The 21,769-nt window shown below is 69.4% G+C and carries 20 protein-coding genes and 1 tRNA gene; 11 read left to right on the top strand and 10 right to left on the bottom strand.

Going from position 1 to position 21,769, the window contains the following annotated elements; genetic code table 11:
- Positions 1–42: 42 nt before the first annotated feature.
- Entirely contained in the window at positions 43–1,086 is a 1,044-nt protein-coding gene (locus BO221_RS50945) for a hypothetical protein (protein ID WP_073568206.1), read from the top strand.
- A 12-nt stretch (positions 1,087–1,098) separates the two neighbouring features.
- Positions 1,099–3,663 carry an ATP-dependent helicase HrpB gene (gene hrpB / locus BO221_RS50940; protein WP_073568205.1) on the top strand — a complete coding sequence of 855 codons (2,565 nt, stop codon included), beginning with the start codon at positions 1,099–1,101 and terminating at the stop codon, positions 3,661–3,663.
- A 19-nt stretch (positions 3,664–3,682) separates the two neighbouring features.
- Here hrpB and BO221_RS50935 read toward each other — a convergent pair whose 3' ends face one another.
- Entirely contained in the window at positions 3,683–3,946 is a 264-nt protein-coding gene (locus tag BO221_RS50935) for a hypothetical protein (RefSeq protein WP_073568204.1), read from the bottom strand.
- 156 nt (positions 3,947–4,102) lie between these two features.
- The gene (locus BO221_RS50930; protein WP_073568217.1) at positions 4,103–4,579 is read right to left on the bottom strand and encodes a GNAT family N-acetyltransferase; all 477 of its coding nucleotides are present in this window, start codon (positions 4,577–4,579) and stop codon (positions 4,103–4,105) included.
- A gap of 81 nt (positions 4,580–4,660) precedes the next feature.
- Here BO221_RS50930 and BO221_RS50925 point away from each other — a divergent pair, with 81 nt between their 5' ends.
- The 3 genes from BO221_RS50925 (at position 4,661) to BO221_RS50915 (ending at position 7,837) form a co-directional block, all read left to right on the top strand.
- A complete protein-coding gene (locus BO221_RS50925; protein WP_073568203.1) occupies positions 4,661–5,824 on the top strand; it encodes an MFS transporter in 1,164 nt (387 codons plus the stop codon).
- Positions 5,825–5,837: 13 nt separating this feature from the next.
- Positions 5,838–6,905: a hypothetical protein gene (locus BO221_RS50920; RefSeq protein WP_073568202.1), complete on the top strand. Its 1,068-nt coding sequence runs from the start codon at positions 5,838–5,840 to the stop codon at positions 6,903–6,905.
- Between the two features lie 164 nt (positions 6,906–7,069).
- Complete coding sequence (locus BO221_RS50915) at positions 7,070–7,837, top strand: hypothetical protein (protein WP_073568201.1); 768 nt, start codon at positions 7,070–7,072, stop codon at positions 7,835–7,837.
- A gap of 71 nt (positions 7,838–7,908) precedes the next feature.
- Here the strand turns inward: BO221_RS50915 and fdxA are convergent, their stop codons facing one another.
- From fdxA to BO221_RS50895, 4 genes are all read right to left on the bottom strand, one after another.
- Positions 7,909–8,244: a ferredoxin FdxA gene (gene fdxA / locus BO221_RS50910; protein ID WP_073568200.1), complete on the bottom strand. Its 336-nt coding sequence runs from the start codon at positions 8,242–8,244 to the stop codon at positions 7,909–7,911.
- Positions 8,245–8,342: 98 nt separating this feature from the next.
- The gene (gene asd / locus BO221_RS50905) at positions 8,343–9,431 is read right to left on the bottom strand and encodes an aspartate-semialdehyde dehydrogenase (RefSeq protein WP_073568199.1); all 1,089 of its coding nucleotides are present in this window, start codon (positions 9,429–9,431) and stop codon (positions 8,343–8,345) included.
- Between the two features lie 111 nt (positions 9,432–9,542).
- A complete protein-coding gene (locus tag BO221_RS50900; protein ID WP_073568198.1) occupies positions 9,543–9,884 on the bottom strand; it encodes a rhodanese-like domain-containing protein in 342 nt (113 codons plus the stop codon).
- Positions 9,885–9,993: 109 nt separating this feature from the next.
- Complete coding sequence (locus tag BO221_RS50895) at positions 9,994–11,148, bottom strand: acyl-CoA dehydrogenase family protein (protein ID WP_073568197.1); 1,155 nt, start codon at positions 11,146–11,148, stop codon at positions 9,994–9,996.
- 130 nt (positions 11,149–11,278) lie between these two features.
- On the opposite strand from BO221_RS50895, the gene BO221_RS50890 reads away from it, so the two are divergent.
- The 3 genes from BO221_RS50890 (at position 11,279) to BO221_RS55275 (ending at position 13,135) form a co-directional block, all read left to right on the top strand.
- A tRNA-Cys gene (locus BO221_RS50890) sits at positions 11,279–11,350 on the top strand.
- 15 nt (positions 11,351–11,365) lie between these two features.
- A complete protein-coding gene (locus BO221_RS50885) occupies positions 11,366–12,997 on the top strand; it encodes a M20/M25/M40 family metallo-hydrolase (RefSeq protein ID WP_083682774.1) in 1,632 nt (543 codons plus the stop codon).
- Positions 12,998–13,135, top strand: coding sequence for a hypothetical protein (locus BO221_RS55275; protein ID WP_158080062.1), 138 nt, complete (start codon positions 12,998–13,000; stop codon positions 13,133–13,135).
- A gap of 337 nt (positions 13,136–13,472) precedes the next feature.
- Here the strand turns inward: BO221_RS55275 and BO221_RS50880 are convergent, their stop codons facing one another.
- Positions 13,473–14,024, bottom strand: a complete 552-nt coding sequence (locus tag BO221_RS50880) for a hypothetical protein (RefSeq protein WP_073568196.1) — start codon at positions 14,022–14,024, stop codon at positions 13,473–13,475.
- Between the two features lie 103 nt (positions 14,025–14,127).
- On the opposite strand from BO221_RS50880, the gene BO221_RS50875 reads away from it, so the two are divergent.
- From BO221_RS50875 to BO221_RS50865, 3 genes are all read left to right on the top strand, one after another.
- A complete protein-coding gene (locus BO221_RS50875) occupies positions 14,128–14,700 on the top strand; it encodes a hypothetical protein (RefSeq protein ID WP_143196176.1) in 573 nt (190 codons plus the stop codon).
- Between the two features lie 25 nt (positions 14,701–14,725).
- Positions 14,726–15,088 carry a fatty acid desaturase gene (locus tag BO221_RS50870; RefSeq protein WP_073568194.1) on the top strand — a complete coding sequence of 121 codons (363 nt, stop codon included), beginning with the start codon at positions 14,726–14,728 and terminating at the stop codon, positions 15,086–15,088.
- Positions 15,089–15,310: 222 nt separating this feature from the next.
- Positions 15,311–15,814, top strand: a complete 504-nt coding sequence (locus BO221_RS50865) for an iron-containing redox enzyme family protein (protein ID WP_143196175.1) — start codon at positions 15,311–15,313, stop codon at positions 15,812–15,814.
- 133 nt (positions 15,815–15,947) lie between these two features.
- Here the strand turns inward: BO221_RS50865 and BO221_RS50860 are convergent, their stop codons facing one another.
- From BO221_RS50860 to purL, 3 genes are all read right to left on the bottom strand, one after another.
- Positions 15,948–17,384 (bottom strand): hypothetical protein, encoded by a 1,437-nt coding sequence (locus tag BO221_RS50860; protein ID WP_143196174.1) that lies wholly within the window; start codon positions 17,382–17,384, stop codon positions 15,948–15,950.
- A gap of 102 nt (positions 17,385–17,486) precedes the next feature.
- Entirely contained in the window at positions 17,487–17,717 is a 231-nt protein-coding gene (locus BO221_RS50855; protein WP_073568191.1) for a BBE domain-containing protein, read from the bottom strand.
- 33 nt (positions 17,718–17,750) lie between these two features.
- Entirely contained in the window at positions 17,751–21,647 is a 3,897-nt protein-coding gene (purL, locus tag BO221_RS50850) for a phosphoribosylformylglycinamidine synthase (protein WP_073568190.1), read from the bottom strand.
- Between the last annotated feature and the right edge of the window lie 122 nt (positions 21,648–21,769).

Genomic DNA, 21,769 nt, shown 5'->3' with positions numbered 1-21,769 from the left:
TATCTCCCGCCGCCCCGCCCAGGACCCGAGGAGCCCCACCCCATGTCGCTGTCCACCCTCGAAGCCTACGATCTCGTCCGTTTCGCCGAGGCCATCGACTCGCGCCTCGCCGCCGCCGATGAGCTGCTCGCGGGCCGCCCGGGTCTGGAGCGCGAAAAGGAGTGGCTCTCCACCGCCATCCAGATCGTCCGCTCCGAGCGCGCCCCCGCCCCCGCCCTCCTCGAAAAGGTCCGCGACCTCCCCGAGCTCGAGGAGGTCCGCGAGGAGTTCGCCTTCAACCTCCAGAACCTCTGGGTCGACTCGCTCGAGAAGCTCCACGCCGGCATCACCTTCTGCGCCAGCAGCCGCTCCCCCGTCATCGAGGCCCTCTTCCCCCACCTCAAGTTCCCCCAGCTCCGCCGCGCCTCCCGCGAGGCCATCCAGGAGTTCGCCGCCGGCTACGAGCGCCGCCTCAAGTCCTCCTACGTCTCCCGCATCCTCGCCCGCGACGACTTCTCCTTCGTCCGCCCCGTGCTCGACCAGGTCGCCACCGCCTACTCCACCTGGCAGGCCTGTTTCGCCCCCGTCCAGCTCCCCCACGAGCAGGCCGCTCCCCTTCGCGCCGAGCTCATCGCCCTCGGCAAGAAGCTCGACATCGCCCTGCGTCAGGCCCGCTGCCTCGCCGAGGCCTCCCTCGCCCCCATCCCCGATGCCTTCGAGAACTCCGGCCTCGCCGCCAAGCCGCGCAAGCGCGCCGCCCGCGGGCTGCCGTTCATCGACCCCGCCGAACTGGAGGCCACTGAAACCGGTGCCTCCGAGGGAGAAGCCACCGAGGCCGTTCCCCTCGAGACCGACTCCGCCGAGCCCAGTGCCGCCGAGCTGGCCGAGCTCGCCGCGCTTTCCGGTGCCGCTCCCTCCGAGCCAGAGCCCCCGGTAGCTCCCGAAGCTCCTCCCGAGGCTCCTCCCGCTCCCGAGGCCACCGCCGCTCCCGAGCCGCCTCCCGCTCCCGAGCCCACCCCCGCTCCCCCGGCCGCCGAGCCCGCCAAGGCGCCTTCCAAGCGTGGGCGCAAGAAGAACGACCCCAAGTCCACTTCGGAGTCGGCCTGAGAGGATTCGGCCATGGCCGACGTCGCCCTTCCCATCGATCCCCTCCTGCCCGAGATCGTCTCCACCCTGCGTGGCGCGAACTCGCTCGTGCTCGAGGCCCCTCCCGGCGCCGGCAAGACGACCCGCGTCCCCCGCGCCCTCCTCGAAGCCGGCCTCGGCCAGGGCAAGGAGATCGTCGTCCTCCAGCCCCGCCGCCTTCCCACCCGCCTCGCCGCCCAGCGCGTCTCCGAGGAAATCGGTGAGCGCGTCGGCGAGACCGTCGGCTACCAGGTCCGCTTCGAGGACGTCCGCGGCCCCAAGACCCGCCTCTCCTTCGTCACCGAGGGCGTGCTCGGCCGCCGCCTCCTCTCCGATCCCACCCTCCGCGACGTCGGCGTCGTCGTGCTCGACGAGTTCCACGAGCGCCACCTCTCCGCCGACATCTCCCTCGCCCTCCTGCGCCGCCTCCAGCAGGGCCCCCGCCCCGACCTCAAGCTCGTGGTCATGTCCGCCACGCTCGAGGCCGCCCCCATCAGCGCCTACCTCGGCAACTGCCCCACCCTCCGCTCCGAGGGCCGCCGCTTCGACGTCAGCCTCGAATACCTCCCCACCGCCGATGACCGCTACCTCGATGCCCAGGTCCTCTCCGGCATCAAGCGGCTCCACGCCAACGGGCTCGATGGCGATGTGCTCGTGTTCCTCCCCGGCGCCGGGGAAATCCGCCGCGCCATGGACACGTGCTCCGAGTTCGCCGGACGCCACGGCATCGACCTGCTCCCCCTCCACGGCGACCTGCCCCCCGCCGAGCAGGACCGCGCCGTGCGCCGCAGCTCGCGCAGGAAGATCATCCTCTCCACCAACGTCGCCGAAACCTCCGTCACCATCGACGGGGTCGCCGCCGTCATCGACTCCGGCCTCGCTCGCGTCGCCTCGCACTCGCCCTGGTCCGGCCTGCCCATCCTCAAGCTCTCCAAGGTGAGCCGGGCCTCCGCCACCCAGCGCGCCGGCCGCGCCGGCCGTACCCGCTCCGGCCACTGTCTCCGCCTCTACACCCAGCACGACTTCGACGGCCGCCCCGATCAGGACGCCCCCGAAATCCGCCGCATGGACCTGGCCGAGACCGTCCTCTCCCTGCGCGCCGCCGGCATCACCGACCTCGTCTCCTTCCCCTTCTTCGAGCCCCCTCCCGCCGCCTCCCTCGAGGCCGCCGAAAGTCTTTTGCGCAAGTTGGGCGCCGTGGCCCCCGATGGTTCCGTCACCCCCATCGGCCAGCGGCTCCTGCGCTTCCCCCTCCACCCCCGCCAGGCCCGCATCATCGTCGAGGGCGAGAAGCGCGGTGTCGGCGCGGACGCGGCCCTGCTCGCCGCCCTCGTCGGTGAGCGCGACATCCGCCGCGAGGCCCGCACCAACCTCTCCGGCCCCGGCCGCGCCGCCAACGTCGTCGCCGGGCCCTCGGATCTGCTGGAGCTGCTCGAGCGCTTCCGCCAGGCCGAGCGCTCCAACTTCTCCTCCGGCCGCGTCCAGTCGCTCTCCCTCGAGCACGGCGCCGTGCAGGCCGTGGATCGCGTCCAGCGCCAGCTCCGGCGCGCCGTCCGCGAACAGGGGCAGCGGCCCTCCCGCCCCGAGGACGTGGAACAGGCCCTCATGCTCAGCGCGCTCGCGGGCTACCCGGACCGCGTCGCTCGCCGCCGCAAGCCCCGCTCCCCCGAGCTCCTCCTCTTCGGCGGCGGCACCGCTCAGCTCTCCGACGTCAGCGTCGTCCAGGAGCCCGAGCTCATGATCGCCGTCGACGCCGAGGAGCGTCCCGGCCGCGGCGTCATCATCCGCATCGCCAGCGCCGTCGAGCCCGAGTGGCTCCTCGACCTGTACCCCGATGCCCTGGAAGAGGTGGATGCCCTCCAGTGGAACCCCTCCTCCAAACGCGTCGAGCGCATCACCCGCATGTCCTACGGGAATCTCGTCCTCGAGGAGACCCGGACCCCCGCTCCTCCCTCCGAGGCGGCCGCTCGCGTCCTCGTGGAACAGGCTCTGGCCGCTGGCCCCGACCGCTTCGCCGACCCCGAGGCGCTCGTGCAGTGGCGCACCCGCGTCGCCCTGCTCGCCCAGGCCTTCCCCGAGGCCGGTTTCCCCACCGTCGACGAAGCCTTCATGCGTGACTCGCTCGCTTCGCTGTGCGCGGGCGCTCGCAGCTTCGCCGACCTCGAGGGGGTTTCGTTGCTCGACGCCCTGTATTCACGGCTGACCGCGGAACAGGCTCGGCTTCTGTCCAACCACGCCCCAGAGAAGGTCTCCCTCCCGGGTGGGCGCACCTCCAAGGTCCACTACGAGCCTGGGAAGCCTCCCTGGGTCGAGTCGCGACTCCAGGACTTCTTCGGCATGGCCCAGGGCCCCAGTGTCTGCGCTGGCAGGGTTCCCCTCGTGCTCCACCTGCTCGCTCCCAACATGCGCGCCGTGCAGGTCACCACCGACCTCGCCGGATTCTGGGAACGGCACTACCCGTCCATCCGCAAGGAGCTTTGCCGGAAGTACCCGAAGCACAGCTGGCCCGAGGATCCGCGCCACGCGCAGACTCCGGCCGAGCGCGGACGGCGGATCTAAGCCTTCCTTCGCCAGGCCACTACCGGCCCCGCTCCCCGCTCATCAGCGGGGACTCGGAGTCATGCCAGAGGCCTGAATCCCTCGGTGGCTCTTGCAGGCCAGCGCCCAGGGAGAAGCCCTCACACGGGTGGGAGTACGTGGCCTCCTGCAACATCCACCCCAGCGCAACCACCAGGAGCCCGGAGAGCAGCACTCCGCCCACCGTCATCACCAGCTCCGCGGCGTCCCGGCGCTGTGCCGCCGCCCAGAAGACGTTCGCCGGACTCGTCTCGTTCTCGCCCATACGCACAGTGTACGCAGGTGCGCTCCATGGCGACAGCCCCGGAGTACGGACCCTCACGGGGGCAACATGGGGTCCTGGCACCCTCACCCCGTCCCTCTCCCGGAGGGCGAGGGGATGTTGACGGGGTGTTGTTTCAGGTGGGTCTGGTGGGGCCGGCTACAGCTTCTTGCGCATCTCCAGGTGCTCGATTCCCGCTTCCTGGAAGACCTCGCCCAGCGCCTCGTACCCCTGCTTCTTGTAGAACTCCAGCGCGTACAACTGCGAGTGCAGCATGATGCCGCTCACTCCCCGCCGGCGCGCCTCGTCCTCCAGCGTCGTCAGCAGCATCGCGCCCACTCGCGCCTTCCGGTGCGCCTTCAGCACCGCCATGCGGCCGATCTGCCCCCACGTCCCCGTCTCTCCGGGTGGAGGCTCGGGCAACATCACCAGACGCCCCGTCCCGATGGCGTGCCCACCCTGGAATGCCAGTATGTGGTACGCCTTCGCGTCCTCGGCATCCCGCTCGATGCCCTCGGGCACGTGCTGCTCCTCGATGAACACCACCTCGCGGATGGCGAGCGCCTGGAACAACTCAGCCTCATTCGTGATCTGCGCAATGGTGACGGGCGGCTGGGGGGTCTCCGGGGTCGACATGGCGATGGCCACCGTACACAAATCCAGGCGGGGCAAACAGACGAAAAGGCACCCCAACGTGCTAAGCGCCCCCCCGACTCGATGCTCCCCTCCCAGGCCACCGGACGCCTTCCTCTTATCGGCTTCTACGCCCTCTACTTCTCCATCACCGGCATCGTCCTGCCCTTCCTCCCCGCCTACCTGAAATCCCTTACCCTCTCCGTCTCCCAGATAGGCCTCCTCCTCTCCCTCAGCCCCCTGCTCGCCCTCGTCGCGCCCCACCTCTGGGGCCACCTCGCCGATCGCACGGGCCGCCCCCACCACGTCCTCTCCGCCGTCTGCGCCGGCGCCTGCCTGGGCTTCATCCCCCTCCTCTTCGTCGACCGATTCCCCACCCTCGTCGCCGCCCTCGCCGCCTACGCCTTCTTCGCCTCCTCCATCACCCCCCTCATCGACAGCCTCGCCCTCCAGCACATCGCCCGCACCGGTGGCTCCTACTCCCACCTGCGCCTCTTCGGCTCGCTCGGCTTCGTGCTCTCCTCCACCGTCTTCGGCCTCTCCGTGGACTCCGTGGGCCGAGCCACCGTGCTCGCCGCCTTCTCCCTCCTGCTCACCCTCACCCTGTGGAGCTTCACCCTCCGTGACTCCAGCGGCCCCACGGCCCGGGTTCCCGTCCACCCCCTCGCCGGGCTCCAGCTCCTCGCCGACAGGGAGCTGAGCTGGCTGCTCGCCGCCTGCGCCCTCCACTGGATCGCCTGCGCCCCCTACCACGGCACCTTCTCCATCTTCGTCGGCTCGCTCGGCCTGCCCCCCTCCGTGGTGGGCATCTCCATGGGGCTCGGGGTCACCGCCGAGGTGCTCGTGATGCTCCTCTACCCCCGCGTGGCCGACCGCATCTCCCCTCGCAATCTCCTGGTGCTCGCCTTCGCCTCCAGTGCCCTGCGCTGGGCCGGGCTCTCCCTCGCCACCTCCCGGGGCGTCATCGCCGCCCTCTCCCTGCTCCACGGCCTGTCCTTCGGCGTCTTCTACGTGGCCAGCATCGCCTTCGTCGTCCGCCGCGTCCCCCCGCACCTGCGCGCCTCCGGCCAGGGCCTCTTCGCCGCCATCACCTTCGGCCTGGGAGGGCTCGTGGGTTACTCCTCCGCCGGGGCCGGCTACGACTGGCTCGGTGGGCACCGCCTCTTCGCCGCCGCCACCGTCCTCGAGCTGGCCGCCACCGCGCTCGTTCTCCGCATCCCGCCCCAGGAGCCCCGCCTCCCGGCGTGATAGCCTGCGCCCGATGCGAACCGCGCTCCTCGCACTCGTCCTCTGTCTCTCGTCCCTCCCCGCCGCCGCCCAACCGGAGGTCTTCTTCGGCTCCGGTAACGACGTGCCCAACATCAAGGAGGAGGACTTCGACCGCCGCTTCCTCAGGACCGGCCTCTACAAGGCCCTCAACCAGGGAACGAACGATCCCCACTGTGCCCAGCTCCTCGGCGGGCTGCTCACGCTGCTCGGCGAGACCGCGCCCCTGCTGCACAAGCGCGACGAGAACTTCTTCCTGGATCCCCTGCTCGTCCAGGCGCTCAACACCCAGCTGAGCACCCCGCGCTTCCAGGCCAACGCGTACATGGTGGCCATGGTGCGCCGCGTGTTGATCGACCGGAAGCTGTCCCCCAACTGGTTCCAGACCGCCGCGGACCTCGGGCCCCTGGTGCTCACCATCGACGTGGGCAAGCTGCGCTTCCTCTCCGAGGGCCTCCAGCCCATCGACAGCTTCTTCCTCACCCTGCCCGCCCTGCGCGACCGCTATGAGATCGAGGTCCGCCGCGCCAACGCCACCGCCGTCCGCTCCGCCGAGAAGATGTTCCGCGAGAACTATCTCGACCGGCAGGTGGCCTTCGGGGGCCTCGAGTTGATCGACCTCGACATCGAGAAGCCCAAGAAGAAGCCCGCCAAGAAGCGCAAGGGCCAGCCCGTCATCGAGGAGGAGCCCGAGCCGCTCGTGGCCGTGGCGAAGCTGGTCTGGTACCCGTTTCCCGCTGAAGACAACGAGATCAACCCCTTCGGCACGCCGAAGAAGCGCCCCTCCGTCAACATCACCGCGAAGCTCGCGCCCCAGCAGTACCTGGACCTGAGCCGCATTCCCAAGGGCACCCAGTTGATGGTGCGCGGGCGCTTCTGGGGCTTCAAGAAGGCGGTGGACGAGGTGGAGCTGCGCGACGGGCTCATCTTCCAGGATCGCAACTGGTCCCAGGGCAACGTGCTGGCCGATCCCAATGTCGTGGCCCGCTGCCCCCTCGCCGTCAACGAGCTGATGGGCGTCACCCCCGAGCAGTCGGGCGCCTTCGGCAAGCCGAGCCGGTAGGACCACCGGAGCCGGAAACACCCCCGGGGGAGCATCGGGGGTGGGCGTCTCGCCGGTGGGCTCCCCGTCCACGGTCCGGGAGTCCACCCCCGTGTCCCTCCGTCGAGCCCCCCTGGCATGGGCCGTGCTCTCCCTCGGGTCCCACCCCGCACCACGAGGGACCCATGAAGGTCGACGGACACCCCGAGACAGCACAGGCCCGGCCCGCCTCGGACAAGGGCCGTTTCCAGGAAGCACTGAAGAAGACCCCGCCGGAGACGGTGAAGGCTCCGCTCCAGGGAGGACAGGCTGCCCGAAGCCTCGTCACCGCTCCACGGGGAGCCACCGGAGCCATGGCCACCACCGCGCTGGCGCGGACACCGCCGAGAGGCGCCATCGCCAGCGCCGAGCACCTCGGTCAGGTCCGCCAGGGCCTCCATGCCGAGGCCCACCGGCTCCGGGACGTGCGCGGAGACGCCCACCAGACGAACCAGGAACAGGTGCAGCAGCGCGTAACCGACCTCATCGCCCGGGAGCTCGCCCGGGAGCCACGCGCGGAACCGGTGGCTCCCCGCTCGGCCCCCACCACGCCGGGCCCCGAGACCCCCACCTCGCGCCTCCCCGAGGAGGCCGTCTCCTCCACGGGGAACCCACCACCGGGAGGCGTCGGAGGCTCGGCGGCGGTGGAGCCGTCGAACCCGGAGGTCCGCGTGCAGGCGGCCCTGGAGCTCATCGAGCAGATTGAAGTGTTCGTGAAGTCGCAGCGGCCCGCGCTGGCGATGCGCCTGGGAGGAGCGCTGGATGCCACCGTGGAGGTGGAGCGCACGGGCGAGCGCGAGGTGTCCCTGCGCATCCAGGGGCGCCGCGGACGTCTGCCCCAGAAGGACCTGGTGCGCATCCGCGAGGAGCTGGCCGCTCGCGGGCTGAAGCTCAGTGCCCTGCTGGCGTCCTGAGCCGGACTCCGGACATGGAAAAGGCCCTGCCGCCTCTCGGCGGAGGGCCTCGGACGCCTCGGGCAACAGAACTACTTGCCGGGCTTCTCCAGGAGCTGGCTCCGCTTGCCCTTCTTGTCCTTGAACTCCTCGGCCTCGGGCAGGGACGCCTTCTTCTCCGCGATGTTCGGCCACTGGGCGGCGAACTTCGCGTTCAGATCCTTGTACTCCTTGTACTCGCCGGGCAGGTCCGACTCGGGGAAGATCGCCTTGGTGGGGCACACCGGCTCACACGCACCGCAGTCGATGCACTCGTCCGGGTGGATGACCAGGAAGTTGGCGCCCTCGTAGAAGCAGTTGACCGGGCAGACCTCGACACAGTCGGTGTACTTGCACTTGATGCAAGGCTCGGTGACCACGTAAGCCATTGAAAAATCTCCTCTTGGACTGAGTCCGTGCGCGCGCGCACAGTACATGGGTTGGGACGGGGGGAGCACTCCCTAAATGAAGTACTCCTAGAGCCTACTCATCCCAGGAGCCCCTGGGCACGCATCAGTTCGGCTACCAGGATCGCTCCCCTGGCCGCTCCCATCTTCGTGTTGTGGGACACGAGCAGGTACTTGAAGCCGTTCTCCAGCACGCCGTCCTCGCGCACCCGCCCCACCGTGGTGGCCATGCCGCCGTGCGTGTCCCGGTCCAGCCGAGGCTGAGGGCGGAACGGATCATCCAGCACCTCGATCCACCGGGGCGGAGCGGACGGCAGGCCGCGCGACACCTCGGCCCCCCGCCACTCGCGCATCGCCTGGACCACCTCGGCCACGGAAGCCTTGCTCGCCAGTGAGACGAACACGGACTCGGTGTGTCCCTCCATCACCGCCACGCGGGTGCAGGTGCACGACACCCGCACGTCATGCGAGGTGATGGCGGCTCCCGCGGCGTCCAGCGTGCCGAGGATCTTCTTGGTCTCCACCTGGACCTTCTCCTCCTCCTTGGGGATGAAGGGGATGACGTTGTCCAGGATGTCCAGGCCGATGACGCCGGGCGAGCGGCCCGCGCCGGACATGGCCTGCATCGAGGTCATCAGCACCGACTTGATGCCGAAGCGCTCGGCCAGCGGAGCCAGGGTGATGGCCATGCCGGTGGTGGTGCAGTTGGGGATGGGGACGATGTAGCCCTTCCAGCCGCGGCGCTTCTGCTGCTCGCGCACCAACCGGGCGTGGTCGGCATTCACCGGGGGGATGAGCAGCGGCACGTCCGCCTCGTAGCGGAAGGCGCTGGCCGCGGAGAACACGGGGATGTCCCGCGCCAGCCGGGGCTCCATGTCCTTGGCCACGTCCGACTCCACCGCCGAGAAGGCGATGTCGTAGTCCTTCGCCTGGACCTCCTCGCCGCTCACCACCTTCATCTTCGCGATCGACGCGGGGAGCGCCTCGGGGACGAACCACGCGGTCATCCCGTTGGAGGCTTTGAGCGCCTCGGCGTAGGCCTTGCCCGCCGAGCGCGGCGAGGCCGCCAGCCCGGTGAGCTCGATGGTGGGGTGATCCTTCAGCGCGGCGATGAACTGCTGGCCGGCGAGTCCAGTGGCGCCAATGAGGACAGCGCGAAGCTTGGCCATGGTGTCAGACTCCCTTTCTCGTGGGGGTCGAGAGGTGGGGCCCCTTTACACCCTTTGGCGCCGGACCGCTACGCACCGCGGCGACAGCCTCGCCCGCCCGGGCTCAGCGCATCAGCACAGCCCGCTCGCCGAGGCTCCCGTCAGATGGCTCTCGGTGGGCAGCCCGTGGGTGATCCACCCCTGGAGGCCCCCCTCCAGGCACACCGCGTTGAGCCCCCGGTGGTTGAGCAGCCGGCAGGCGCGGCGCGCATCCGAGCCATCCGGAGAACACCCACACACCACGATCAGCTCGTCGTCGGGGAGGACCCCCGAGTCCCGCAGAATCTCCTCGAAGGGCATCCACAGGGCTCCAGGGATATGCAGGCCGTAGCGATCCCAATCCTCGGGATCACGGCAGTCGAGCACGAGTACTTCCTCGTCTCCGAGCCGGACATAGAGCTCGGTACAAGGCATACGGGGATCCACCACCCGGACCTCCTGCTGCGGTGTCTGTCCCGCAGAACGAGGAGCCCCCTGATTCCCTTCCCCCAGGCCCGCCTGCCCGCCCCCTCTCCGCGCCCGCCTAGAGGCCGAGCTGCTTGGCGATGATCTCGTTCATGATCTCACTGGTGCCCCCGCCGATGGGGCCCAGGCGCGCATCCCGCCAGTGGCGCTGGATGTCGTACTCCATCATGTAGCCGGCGCCGCCGTGGAGCTGGAGGCAGGCATCGGCCACCCGGCATGCCGTCTCGGTGGCCACCTTCTTGGCCATGGACGTCTGGGCGATGGCGTACTCGCCCCCCACGTGCAGGCGCAGTGCGTGGTAGGTGAGCTGGCGCGCGGCCTCGAAGTCGGTGGCCAGTTCGGCGATCCGGTGCCGCACCACCTGGAACTCGTGGAGCGCGTGACCGAAGGCCCGCCGGTCCTTCACGTGGGCCATGACGACCTCCAGCATCTCCTCCATGGCCCCGAGCGCTCCCAGGGCGAGCGACAGGCGCTCCCACTGGAAGTTGCCCATGATCTGATAGAAGCCCTGCCCCTCCACGCCGCCGAGCAGATTGGCCGCGGGCACCCGGCAGTCCTCGAAGAAGAGCTCCCCGGTGTCCGAGGCGCGCCACCCGAGCTTCTTGAGCTTGCGCCCCACGGAGAAGCCAGGCGTGCCCTTCTCCACCACCAGCAGGGACAGGCCCTTGTGCCCGGCATCCGGGTTCGTCTTCACCGCCAGCACGACGAAGTCCGCCCGGACGCCATTGGTGATGTAGGTCTTCGAGCCGTTGACGACGTAGTGGTCCCCGTCGCGGCGGGCGGTGGTGCGCAGGCCCGCCACGTCCGAGCCGCCATTGGGCTCGGTGATGCCGAGCGCGCCGATCTTCTCCCCCCGGATGGCCGGGGCGAGGAAACGCTGCTTCTGCTCCTCGGTGCCGAACTTGTGGAGGGGGCCGGTGGCGATGGTGTGCTGGGCCCCCAGGCCGGCGGCGACGCCACCCGAGCCGCAGCGCCCCATCTCCTCGAGCAGCACCGCCTCGTAGAGCTCCCCGGCGTTGGAACCTCCATGGGCCTCCGGGTACTTGAGACCGAGGAAGCCCAGCTCGCCGAAGCGGGTGAAGAGCTCCCGGGGGAACTCCTCCTGCTCCTCCCACTGGGAGGCGAAGGGCTTCAGCTCCTTTTCCACCACCGCCCGGACGGTGCGGCGGAAGGCCTCGTGCTCCTCCTGGTACAGCCCGTAACCCTGCAGCATCGTTGAAGTTCCTCCGGTGGCTGGCGGGACCGCTCGGCCGGGATGCTACCGGACACGGATGTGCACGCTCCCCACTCTCCTGTCTTGACCCGGCTGTTTCAGGTTCATATAAGGCGTACACGCTTCTCGCGGCGCCATAGCCAAGTGGTAAGGCAAAGGTCTGCAAAACCTTCATTCCCCGGTTCGAATCCGGGTGGCGCCTCACAACAAGGGCCCGATGTGGACTCCGGTTCACATCGGGCCTTCGTGTTTCCGGAGTCTGGCAGGATGGCGGCCCCACTCTTCCTGGAGCCTCTGCCTGAGCACTGCCTCCTCCCGCCGGCTGCTGTCCTCCCTCCTGTCCCTGTCCCTTCTCGGCTCACCGGCCCTGGCGGCCGAGCCGTCCAAGCCCGCGGCGAAGGCCTCGGAGGCCTCGCGGGCCGAGGCGGCACGGCTGGTGGGCGCCTTCCTCGGGGACACGCCGCTGCTGAGCGATCTGCAGTCCCTGGTGGACGAGGTGGGAGGGAGGGCCACGGGCTCGCCGGCGAACCTGCGCTCCGTGGAATGGGCGCTCGCGCGCTTCCGTGAGGCGGGCGTTGACGCGCGCAAGGAGCCCTTCCAGATGCCGGGCCTGTGGCTGGAGCGCTCGGCATCCGCCACCCTGCGCGGCAAGGGGCTGGAGTTCTCACCCCGCATCGCGGCCATGCCCTTCTCCACCGCCACGCCGAAGGGCGGGCTGACGGCGCCGCTGCTCGACGCGGGCAGGGGCACGGTGAAGGACTTCAAGGCGCTCGGGGAGAAGGCGAAGGGCGCGTTCCTGCTCGTGGACACCACGGAGCTGAAGAACGTGGACGACCTGTTCCGCGAGTACGCCGAGGCCACGGAGATCGAAGCGCGGGCCTTCGCGGCCGGCGTGGCGGGAGTGGTGTACGTGGGCTCGCGGCCCAACAACCTGCTCTACCGGCACAACGTGTCGGAGGGCATGCGCAACACGCGGCCCATGCTGGTGATGGAGCGGGACGGAGCGCTGCGAGCCCAGCGCCTGCTGCGCACGGGCAAGGCGCTGACGCTCACGGCCGAGCTCGATCTCCAGATCGGTCCGGCCTACGAGAGCTACAACGTCATCGGGGAGATCCGCGGCAGCACGCGCCCGGACGAGGTGGTGGTGCTGGGCGCGCACCTGGACTCGTGGGACCTGGGCACGGGGGCGCTGGACAACGGAGCCAACGTGGCGGCGTTGATCGACGTGGCGAGGCAGATGAAGCGGCTGGGGATCAAACCGGCGCGCACCATCCGCTTCGCGCTGTGGAACGGCGAGGAGCAGGGCCTGTACGGCTCGGAGGGCTACGTGAAGACGCACGAGGCCGAGCTGGACAAGCACGTGATGGCGTCCTCGTTCGACATCGGCTGCGGGCGCATCAACGGCTTCTTCACGGGAGGCCGCCCCGAGCTGCCGCCCCTGGTGGACCAGGCGCTCGAGCCGGTGAAGGGACTGGGCCCGTTCACGCATGTGGACGCGCCGATTGTTGGCACGGACAACTTCGACTTCATGATGCAGGGCGTGCCCAACCTGGTGGCCAACCAGGAGCCGGCGCTCTACGGCCCGAACTACCACGCGCGCTCGGACGAGCTGGACAAGTGCGATCCGCAGCAGTTGCGGCTCAACACGGCCATCGCGGCGGCACTGGCATACGGCTTCGCGCAGATGGACGCGAAGCTGCCGCGCCAGTCACGCGCCCAGGTGGAGGAACTGGTCCGCACCACGGACCTGGGCCAGCAGATGAAGAGCTTCGGCAACATGTTGGAGGAGTGGACGTCCGGGAAGCGCGGGCGGAAGGGCAACACCTCCGCGGGCCCCGCGAACCGCTGAGTGGCCCAGACGCTCGAAATCTACCGGATCGAGGGGCGCCACTGGCTGCTCCTCGACTCCGCCGCCGGAGACGAGCGGGTGCGCGCCGAGCCCTTCGAGGCATTCGAGCTCGAGCTGGCGCTCGTCTGGGCCGAGTAGGAATGGGTGTTGGGTTCGTCTGCTCGCCAGGGTGCCCGAGTGTACGGGGCATCTTGGTTACGGCCGCTCTTACCGTCGACTGCTGACGGCAGTGGGCACGCGGCGGGACTCTACGGGAGAGGCCACGCTGCTTCGCGCACTCGGTCGCCCGAGAATAGCTACCTTAGGACCGTTATAGTTGGCGTGTCGGACCCGTACGGCCGGACATCCCTGGCGAACAGACGAATCAACCATCACGCGTTCAGACGAGCATGATGTTCCTGACGCGTGAGCAGCGCACCACCTGACAACGGCGCCGTTGATTAAATGGGAAGTACTGCGCCCCCATCCTCGTGACTCAGCAGGCGCAGCCGGGCCCCTTGCGGCAAACCTTGCTGCACGAGATGCACGAGTCTCCGCAGGGACAGCCCTTCGTGCACACCTTGCAGCAGCTGCGCGCGGGCTCGACACTGCTGGGAGACTCCGACGACGAGGTGTCCTCCGGGTCTTCCCAACCCATGCTCCGAGACGTGTCCGGCTGCGTGGAGGCGGGCGCCACCTTGTGCTCCGACGGCGACTGCGCAGGCTGACTCCGGATCTGCCCGGCGACCGCCTCCGGCGATGACCGGGTGAGCGTATTCGCGCAGTGCTGAAGGTCCTCGGCGCTCGGAGCCTTGTCCTTCCCCGGCTGCTTGTGCCGCAGGCGCAACGCATCTGCCGCGCACGAGCAGAAACTCAGGCGCTGCGCCTCGCCGATGCTGGCGTCGGACTTCTTGACCTTCTCGGAGCAGGTCATGACGAAGGTCACGACCGCCTCGCTGGACAACTCTTGCGGCTCGAAGCGATTCGGAGTGTCAGCGAAAGCAGTGAGCGACAAACACAGCACGGCAATCAGCACTTGACGGGACATGGATCCTCCGCCGAGCAGGATCGGCCGAGATTCGTCATGCCGTCAATGGTGGGGCCGGACTGGACGTTGATGCGAGCCAGCTCCCACTGTGAAGCTTCAGGACATGGCCCAACCCGGAGCACTCCGAAGCAGCGCATTCGAGACCGCCGTGGAGGCGCTCTACCGCGTCTTCGCCCGGTACGCGCCTGCTGGATTGGTCATGGGCTGCATGCATTGCATGAGTGAAGAAGAGATGGCACGGCTCACGGCCACGCCGCTGCGAGCGCACACCGGGGAGAGCCTCGGCAATTACGCTTTCAAGGCCATGACCACTTGGGGAACGGAGAGTGACTTCAAATACTACCTCCCGCGAATCCTCGAGCTGTTCCCGTTCCAGTCCGTGGGCGCCGTCTTCCCGGAGCTGGTCGCGGAGAAAATCCTCATGGCGGGATGGAAGGACTGGCCCGAGGAGGAGCACGTCGCGGTCCGGACCTACGTGGAGGCACTATGGGACCTACTGCTCACGTGCGAGGTGGACAGCATGAAACTCCAAGCGGAAGACGTCCTCGGCTGGGCGGCCCGCCTCTTCGATGACGTGGACGCCCTGCTCTCAGCCTGGGAGCGAAACCTGGCTCCCGCGGCGGACGTGCACATCGCCCGCCTGGTCGAAGCTTTCGGTTACCAACCCGAGTCATGAATCCCAGCAGCCCATATTCGACCGAGTGGAGTGCTGGCTGCTGCCGGTGCTCTTCGCCAGCCCCCTCAACGGCCTCAAGTCCATCGCGGACCACTACGCCAACACATGGGGCGGGGACCGCTTCCACACCGCGACGACGGTGCGCGGCACGCGGCTCGTCACCTTCCTCTGGAACGGGCTCAACTACCACCTGGACCACCACCTCTATCCGCGCGTGCCCGGCTACAACCTCGCGAGGCTGCACACCCACCTGCGCCCCGGGCTGCTCGCGCGCGGCGCCCCCGTCTTCGACAGCTACCTCGACGTCATGGGACGCGCGCTGCTCGCCGGGCCCACCGTCGTGGACGAGGACGTGCGGCTCGTCACCCTGGAACGAAAGCGCCCATGAACGCCCTGCGCCAGCTGTACGCGGACATCCGCTACGAGGACGGACGCTGGCCGTTGTCCCGCTGGGACCTCAACCTGCGCTACATCGCCAAGAGCCTCCTCCACGTCCCCGAGCCGCACCGAGGACGCCGAGCACTTCGCGCGCGTCGCCCGGCACCTCGCCTCCGGGAGCTGGAAGCCCGACGCGCCCGCAGCGCTCAACCTGTGCGCCGTGGGCGATGTGATGTGGATTCGCAGCGGCTTCCGCGAGGCCCTCTCCCCGGGCGTGCGCGCGCTGATGGCGGACGCGCACGTGGCCTTCGCCAACCTGGAGACGCCCGTGGACCCGGCGCGACCCGTGCCCCGGCTCGTCTACGAGACGCTCCACTACAACGCGCCGCCGGGCTACCTGGACGCGTGGGAGGGCACCGCGCGCCACCGCGTGTTCTCGCTGTGCGGCATCCCAGCGGAGCGCCAGCTCTCGTTCCTCGGCGCGCTGTACGTGCTGGAGGGCGTGGCGCGGCACCTCGGGGGTGACACACGCCAGGGGTTGGGGCGGCTCGGCCTGGACAGGACGCGGGCGCGCTTCCTGCTCGTGCACCTGGACGTGGACGTGGAGCACGGCGCGCGGGCCCAGGCGCTCTGCGAGTCGCTCGGTGCGCACGGCCCCGAGCCCCTGCTGGACGGCGCGCGCCAGGCAGCGGACTTCTGGGTGGCCATCCATCGCCGGGCGCTCGCGGAGGCATAGGCCGGGCCCCCGCAGGCCAGCCAGGGTCGAGCCCCTCCCCGAGTCTGGGCTGGATACCAGCTACAGCCGATTGAGCGGCTGTGGCAGCCTCTGCGCCAGCGCACCACACACCCAAACCAAGGGGATTCGAGACTCACCGCGGACGCTCGACAGAGCAGTCCTCTCCCTGGCAGTGCCTGCTCAACCGCTCGTAGATGCGCTGGAGGCGCTTCTTCGTGGCTCCGGACTTCGCCTCATCGAGCACCAGCTTCACCACACCGCGGATGATGTTGCGTTCGGGAATCCTCAGCGTGAGATGTGAGGCCTCGAGCGTGCCCAGGGCGAACTCTTCATGCTCCCCTAGCGCGAGTAGATAACTGGCCGCCAGCGATTGCTGGAGCGGGCGGAACGGGTTGTTCATGTCGAAGGCGGCCACCTGCTTCAGTGCCGCCACGTCTCCCGCCCGGAAGAGCGCGATGATGGGCTCGGACATGGCCTCGCGCTTCTGGGCCTGCTCGCGGGTGTCCTCCTGCTCGAGCCGCTCCATGAAGGCGCGAGCCGTGACTTCGGTCACCTCTTGTCCCTCCGGCGAGCGGGCGAAGCGTGCGATCTCCCTGAAGAGGGAGGTGTCCTGCTTGATCGCGGCGTACATGGGCTCCCTCAGGGACTCGGGCATCAGCCCGACTGTCTCCACGAGCACCGCCTCCCGCGCCTTCCCCGTGCGCCCCCTCACCGACATCAGGATCTCCAGGCCCATCCCCTCCAGGGGACCTTCCTTCCACTCCCGCTGCTGATGGGGCGAGACCGTAGAATACGAGAGCACCTCCGCCTCCCAGCGCTCCAGGATCGCCTGATAGACGAGGGCGAGTCCCCGGGGAGTCGAGACCTGTCTCAGGGCGTGGCCACCGTCCGGTCGCCGCGCCAGTTCCATCGCCTGGGTGAACTGGAGCGCCTGGCGGACGGCGCTGGCGTCGCCCTCCGAGATGCGCCGTGCCAGGGCAAGCGCCTCGGGCGAGGGGCTGCTGCCGTTGGGCAGCGAGGACAGCGCCTCATGGCCCGCCTTGGGATATTCCGCCTGATAGCCGACTGCCCGACGAGACCTCAACACCTCGTCGGAAACAAGGCCGGCCCCCGCCATGATCTGCCTGACCCAGGGACGGCGGGGGTAGCGGCTCTCGAGCCACTCCAGGGCACGTCTCGACGGCCGGTCCTGGATGAAGCACAGGAGCGAGGCCGCGCGGTAGACGACGGGTTCCGAGGGGTGCCCCAGGTAGGACCGGATCTTCTCCGCCTGTCCCTCCAACCGCGCAAGGGGTTCCACGGGAACGATGATGTGACGGTGCACATGTTCCTCGGCGTCGTCTTCCCCCTCCTCCTTCGCGTGTGCCTGACACTCGGGGACGGAGCCATGGACCGCGAGGGCCTGGAGTGCTTGGGTGGTATCGGCGGGGAGCCCGGCCACGGCCGGCTCGGGTGGAGTCCAGGGACTGGTCCCATTCATTAATATCTCGAAACGGGGGACCAGCCAGAGCAGACCCCCTCCGAGCAGACCCAGCACGACGAGGAGCCGCGGAATCCAGGCAACGCGCATGGAGGTGATTCATAGCACCTCTCCCGCTGTCCCCCTGGCCCTCGGCCGCCCACCGAGCATCCTCCAGAGTGCGAGGCCCAGGCCTGGGGGAGACGAACCGGCCTACGGCTCGATGTTCTTGTTCCGGTGGAAGACGTTCTCTGGATCCCACGTGCGCTTCAGAGCCCGGAGGCGCTCATGCTTCTCGCGCCCGAAGTAGTCCGCCAGGCGCTCCATCGGCCAGGCCATGAGGCCCGAGACGATGTCCGGGACGGGGTAGAGCCGCAGCTCGAGCCTGGGCCCTTGCGGCAGACCTTGATCCTCCGCCGAACAGGATCGGCGGAGCTTCGCCATGCCGTCAATCGTGGGGCCGTGCTGAACGTCGAGTCAGCCCAGCGCCGCGCGGGCGTTGCGGAACATCCGCATCCAGGGACCGTCCTCGCCCCACTCCTGCGGGCACCACGAGTACTGCACGCTCCGGCTCACCCGCTCCGGGTGCGGCATCATGATGGTGACCCGTCCGTCCCTCGACGTCAGGCCCGCGATTCCGTGCGGCGAGCCATTTGGGTTCGCCGGGTACGTCTCCGTCACCCGCCCGTGGTTGTCCACGAAACGCACAGGCACCATCCCCAGCCCGTTCACCCTCGCCGCCTCCTCGGCGCTCGCGAACTCCGCCCTGCCCTCGCCGTGCGATGACGCGATGGGGATGCGGCTCCCCGCCATGCCCTTGAAGAACAGCGACGGGCTCTCCGCCACCTCCACCTGCACCAGCCGCGCCTCGAACTGCTCCGACACGTTGCGCACGAAGTGCGGGAAGTGCTCCGCGCCCGGAATCAGCTCGCGCAGCTGCGACATCATCTGGCAGCCGTTGCAGATGCCCAGCGCGAACGTGCCCGAGCGTGCGAAGAACGCCGCGAACTCATCCCGCGCCCGCGTGTTGAACAGGATGGAGCGCGCCCAGCCGCCACCCGCGCCCAGCACATCGCCGTACGAGAAGCCTCCGCACGCCGCCACGCCCGTGAAGTCCTTCAGCGATACCCGCCCGGAGAGGATGTCGCTCATGTGCACGTCCACCGCGCTGAAGCCCGCGCGCATAAACGCCCGCGCCATCTCGAACTGGCTGTTCACCCCCTGCTCGCGAAGGATGACCACCCGGGGCTTCGCGCCTTTCGAGATGTACGGCGCCGCCACGTCCTCCTTCGGGTCGAACGTGAGCCGCGCCGACAGGCCGGGGTCGCCCGGCTCGCACTTGGCGGCGTACTCCTCCTCCGCGCAGCGCGGATTGTCGCGCAGCTTCTGCATCTCGTAGCTCACGCGAGACCACACCTTGCGCAGCGCCACCGTGTCCTCCTCCAGGAGGACCTTCGTGCCCTGCCGCACCCGCACCGTCAGCGCCGCGCTCGGCCGGCCCAGCTCGTGGCAGTGCGCGCCCAGCCCATTCCGCGTCAGCACGTCGCGCACGCGCTGGAGGTCCACGGCCTTCACCTGCAACACCGCGCCCAGCTCCTCGTTGAAGAGCGCCGCCACCGCATCCGGGCCCAGCGCGGCCACGTCCACGTCGAAGCCACAGTGCCCCGCGAAGGCCATCTCCACCAGCGTGGTCAGCAGGCCACCGTCGGAGCGGTCATGGTAGGCCTGCACCAGGCCCGCCTCGTTGAGTGACTGGATCGCGGTGAAGAAGCCCTTGAGCGCCTCGGGGCTCTCCACGTCCGGGCAGCGCGGGCCCACCTGCGAGTACGCCTGCGCCAGCACCGAGCCACCCAGCCGCTGCTTGCCGCCCGCCAGGTCCACGAACACCAGCCGCGAGTCCGCTCCCGGCTCGCGCAACTGCGGCGTGAGCGACTTGCGCACGTCGAGCACCGGCGCGAACGCGGACACGATGAGCGACAGCGGCGCCGTCACCGCCTTGCGCGTCCCCTGCTCCTCCCACACCGTGCGCATGGACATGGAGTCCTTGCCCACCGGAATGGTGAGGCCCAGCGCCGGGCACAGCTCCATGCCCACAGTCTTCACCGCGTCATAGAGGTTGGCGTCCTCGCCCGGGCTGCCGGCCGCCGCCATCCAGTTGGCCGACAGCTTCACGTCCCCCAACCGCCCGATCCGCGCCGCGGCGATGTTCATCACGGACTCAGCCACCGCCATGCGCGCCGAGGCGGCCGCGTCGATGAGCGCCACCGGCGTGCGCTCGCCAATGGACATGGCCTCGCCCGTGTAGCCCGCGTGCGCCGACAGCGTCACCGCGCAGTCCGCCACCGGCACCTGCCACGGGCCCACCATCTGGTCCCTCGCCGTCAGGCCCGACACCGTCCGGTCACCAATGGTGATCAGGAAGCCCTTGTCCGCCACCGTCGGGTGCCCCAGCACCCGCCCCAGCATCTCCTTCACCGGCGCGTCCAGCTTCAGCTCGGCGTGCGTCAGCGGCCGCGACTTCACGTCCCGGTGCATGCGCGGCGGCTTGCCGAACAGCACGTCCATCGGAATGTCGATGGGCGCGTTGCCGAACTGCCGGTCCGTCAGCTTCAGCTCCTGCTCCTCCGTGGCCTCGCCCAGCACCGCGAAGGGCGCCCGCTCGCGCTCGCACAGGGCCGCGAAGCGCGACAGATCCTCCGGCGCGATGGCCAGCACGTAGCGCTCCTGCGCCTCGTTGCACCAGATCTCCACTGGCGCCATGCCGGGCTCGGCATTGGGCACCTCGCGCAGCTCGAAGCGGCCACCCAGGTTGTTGTCATGGATGAGCTCCGGCACCGCGTTGGACAGGCCGCCCGCGCCCACGTCGTGGATCGAGCGGATGGGGTTCGTCTCGCCCTGCGCCCAGCAGCGGTCGATGACCTCCTGGCAACGCCGCTCCATCTCCGGGTTGTCGCGCTGCACCGAGGCGAAATCCAGGTCCGCCGCGCTCGAGCCCTGTGTCATCGAGGACGCCGCGCCGCCACCCAGGCCGATCAGCATCGCCGGGCCACCCAGCACGACGATCTTGTCCCCCGGCTTCAGCGTGCCCTTCTGCACGTGCTGGTCCCGGATGTTGCCCAGGCCACCGGCGATCATGATGGGCTTGTGGTAGCCGCGCACCTCGACGCCCTCGGGCGTGGGCACCTGCTGCTCGAAGCTGCGGAAGTAGCCGCACAGGTTGGGCCGGCCGAACTCGTTGTTGAAGGCGGCTCCACCCAGCGGGCCTTCAATCATGATGTCGAGCGCGGAGACGATGCGCTCCGGCTTGCCGTAGGGCTGCTCCCAGGGCTGCTCGAAGCCGGGGATGCGCAGGTTGGACACGGAGAAGCCGGTCAGGCCCGCCTTGGGCTTCGCGCCCCGGCCCGTGGCACCCTCGTCGCGAATCTCTCCGCCCGAGCCCGTCGAGGCACCCGGGTGCGGCGAGATGGCGGTGGGATGGTTGTGCGTCTCCACCTTCATCAGGATGTGCGCGGGCTCGCGGTGGAAGCGGTACTCGCCCGTGGATACCTCCGGGAAGAGGCGATCCACCTCGAAGCCCTCCATCACCGCCGCGTTGTCCTTGTACGCCGACAGCACGCCTTCCTTGTGCGCCGCGTAGGTGTTCTTGATGGACTGGAAGAGCGAACGCTCCTGCTGCTTTCCATCGATGGTCCACGAGGCGTTGAAGATCTTGTGCCGGCAGTGCTCGCTGTTGGCCTGCGCGAACATCATCAGTTCGACGTCGGTGGGGTTGCGCTTCAGCTCCGTGAAACGCGCCACCAGGTAGTCGATCTCGTCCTCGGCCAGTGCCAGGCCCAGCTCGCGGTTGGCCGTGACGAGCGCGGCCCGGCCTCCGCCCACCACGTCCACGGTGGTGAGCGGCCGGGGCGTGTGTCCGGCGAAGAGGATGGCGGCGTCCTCCTCGCGCCCCACCACCGCCTGCGTCATCCGGTCGTGCAGCGCCGGCTGGAGGCGGGCGAGCTGATCGGGGTCCAGGGCCTTGCCGGCCTGGTCAGCGACCCACCAGGCGATACCCCGCTCGATGCGCCGCACGGAGCGCAGGCCGGTGTTCTGGAAGATGTCCGTGGCCTTCGAGGACCAGGGCGAGATGGTGCCGGGACGCGGGATGACGAGCTGCAGGCTGCCGCGCCGCTCACTACGGGCCAGCCGGGGGCCGTACTCCAGCAGCCTGTCCATCAAGGTCCGCTCGGACTCGGAGAGAGCGGCCGCGAGGTCGACGAAGTGCACGAACTCCGCGTAGACGGAGGCCACGGCGGGCTCCAGCTCACGGCAGCGAGCGAGCAGCTTGGCCAGACGGAACTCGGAGAGGGCGGGGGCACCACGCAGGGTGAGCATGGAGCCGCCTCTTATCTCCATGGACCCCCTCCTGCATCTGAAAGAGATCGTCACGGGAGCCAGAAGCCCCCGCCCCCCTGCCCTGCGGGAGGTGGTCGGAGGGCCTTCCGCCGGGTCTGGAT

Origin of the sequence: Archangium sp. Cb G35 (genome assembly GCF_001896145.1) — a bacterium.
GTDB lineage: Bacteria > Myxococcota > Myxococcia > Myxococcales > Myxococcaceae > Archangium > Archangium violaceum.
Note: the sequence above shows the minus strand (reverse complement) of the source record. Positions and strands in the feature narration are given on the sequence as shown.

What these genes read in the sequence shown, in the direction of transcription:
- BO221_RS50925 (WP_073568203.1), top strand. Translation starts at nt 4,661, where the DNA reads ATGCTCCCCTCCCAGGCCACCGGACGCCTTCCTCTTATCGGCTTCTAC.
- BO221_RS50895 (WP_073568197.1), bottom strand. Translation starts at nt 11,148, where the DNA reads ATGCTGCAGGGTTACGGGCTGTACCAGGAGGAGCACGAGGCCTTCCGC.
- BO221_RS50915 (WP_073568201.1), top strand. Translation starts at nt 7,070, where the DNA reads ATGAAGGTCGACGGACACCCCGAGACAGCACAGGCCCGGCCCGCCTCG.
- BO221_RS50920 (WP_073568202.1), top strand. Translation starts at nt 5,838, where the DNA reads ATGCGAACCGCGCTCCTCGCACTCGTCCTCTGTCTCTCGTCCCTCCCC.
- BO221_RS50855 (WP_073568191.1), bottom strand. Translation starts at nt 17,717, where the DNA reads ATGGCGAAGCTCCGCCGATCCTGTTCGGCGGAGGATCAAGGTCTGCCG.
- BO221_RS50935 (WP_073568204.1), bottom strand. Translation starts at nt 3,946, where the DNA reads ATGGGCGAGAACGAGACGAGTCCGGCGAACGTCTTCTGGGCGGCGGCA.
- BO221_RS50875 (WP_143196176.1), top strand. Translation starts at nt 14,128, where the DNA reads ATGGCCCAACCCGGAGCACTCCGAAGCAGCGCATTCGAGACCGCCGTG.
- BO221_RS50860 (WP_143196174.1), bottom strand. Translation starts at nt 17,384, where the DNA reads ATGCGCGTTGCCTGGATTCCGCGGCTCCTCGTCGTGCTGGGTCTGCTC.
- fdxA (WP_073568200.1), bottom strand. Translation starts at nt 8,244, where the DNA reads ATGGCTTACGTGGTCACCGAGCCTTGCATCAAGTGCAAGTACACCGAC.
- BO221_RS50865 (WP_143196175.1), top strand. Translation starts at nt 15,311, where the DNA reads ATGTGGATTCGCAGCGGCTTCCGCGAGGCCCTCTCCCCGGGCGTGCGC.
- BO221_RS50930 (WP_073568217.1), bottom strand. Translation starts at nt 4,579, where the DNA reads ATGTCGACCCCGGAGACCCCCCAGCCGCCCGTCACCATTGCGCAGATC.
- purL (WP_073568190.1), bottom strand. Translation starts at nt 21,647, where the DNA reads ATGCTCACCCTGCGTGGTGCCCCCGCCCTCTCCGAGTTCCGTCTGGCC.
- BO221_RS50880 (WP_073568196.1), bottom strand. Translation starts at nt 14,024, where the DNA reads ATGTCCCGTCAAGTGCTGATTGCCGTGCTGTGTTTGTCGCTCACTGCT.
- asd (WP_073568199.1), bottom strand. Translation starts at nt 9,431, where the DNA reads ATGGCCAAGCTTCGCGCTGTCCTCATTGGCGCCACTGGACTCGCCGGC.
- BO221_RS50900 (WP_073568198.1), bottom strand. Translation starts at nt 9,884, where the DNA reads ATGCCTTGTACCGAGCTCTATGTCCGGCTCGGAGACGAGGAAGTACTC.
- hrpB (WP_073568205.1), top strand. Translation starts at nt 1,099, where the DNA reads ATGGCCGACGTCGCCCTTCCCATCGATCCCCTCCTGCCCGAGATCGTC.
- BO221_RS50885 (WP_083682774.1), top strand. Translation starts at nt 11,366, where the DNA reads ATGTGGACTCCGGTTCACATCGGGCCTTCGTGTTTCCGGAGTCTGGCA.
- BO221_RS50945 (WP_073568206.1), top strand. Translation starts at nt 43, where the DNA reads ATGTCGCTGTCCACCCTCGAAGCCTACGATCTCGTCCGTTTCGCCGAG.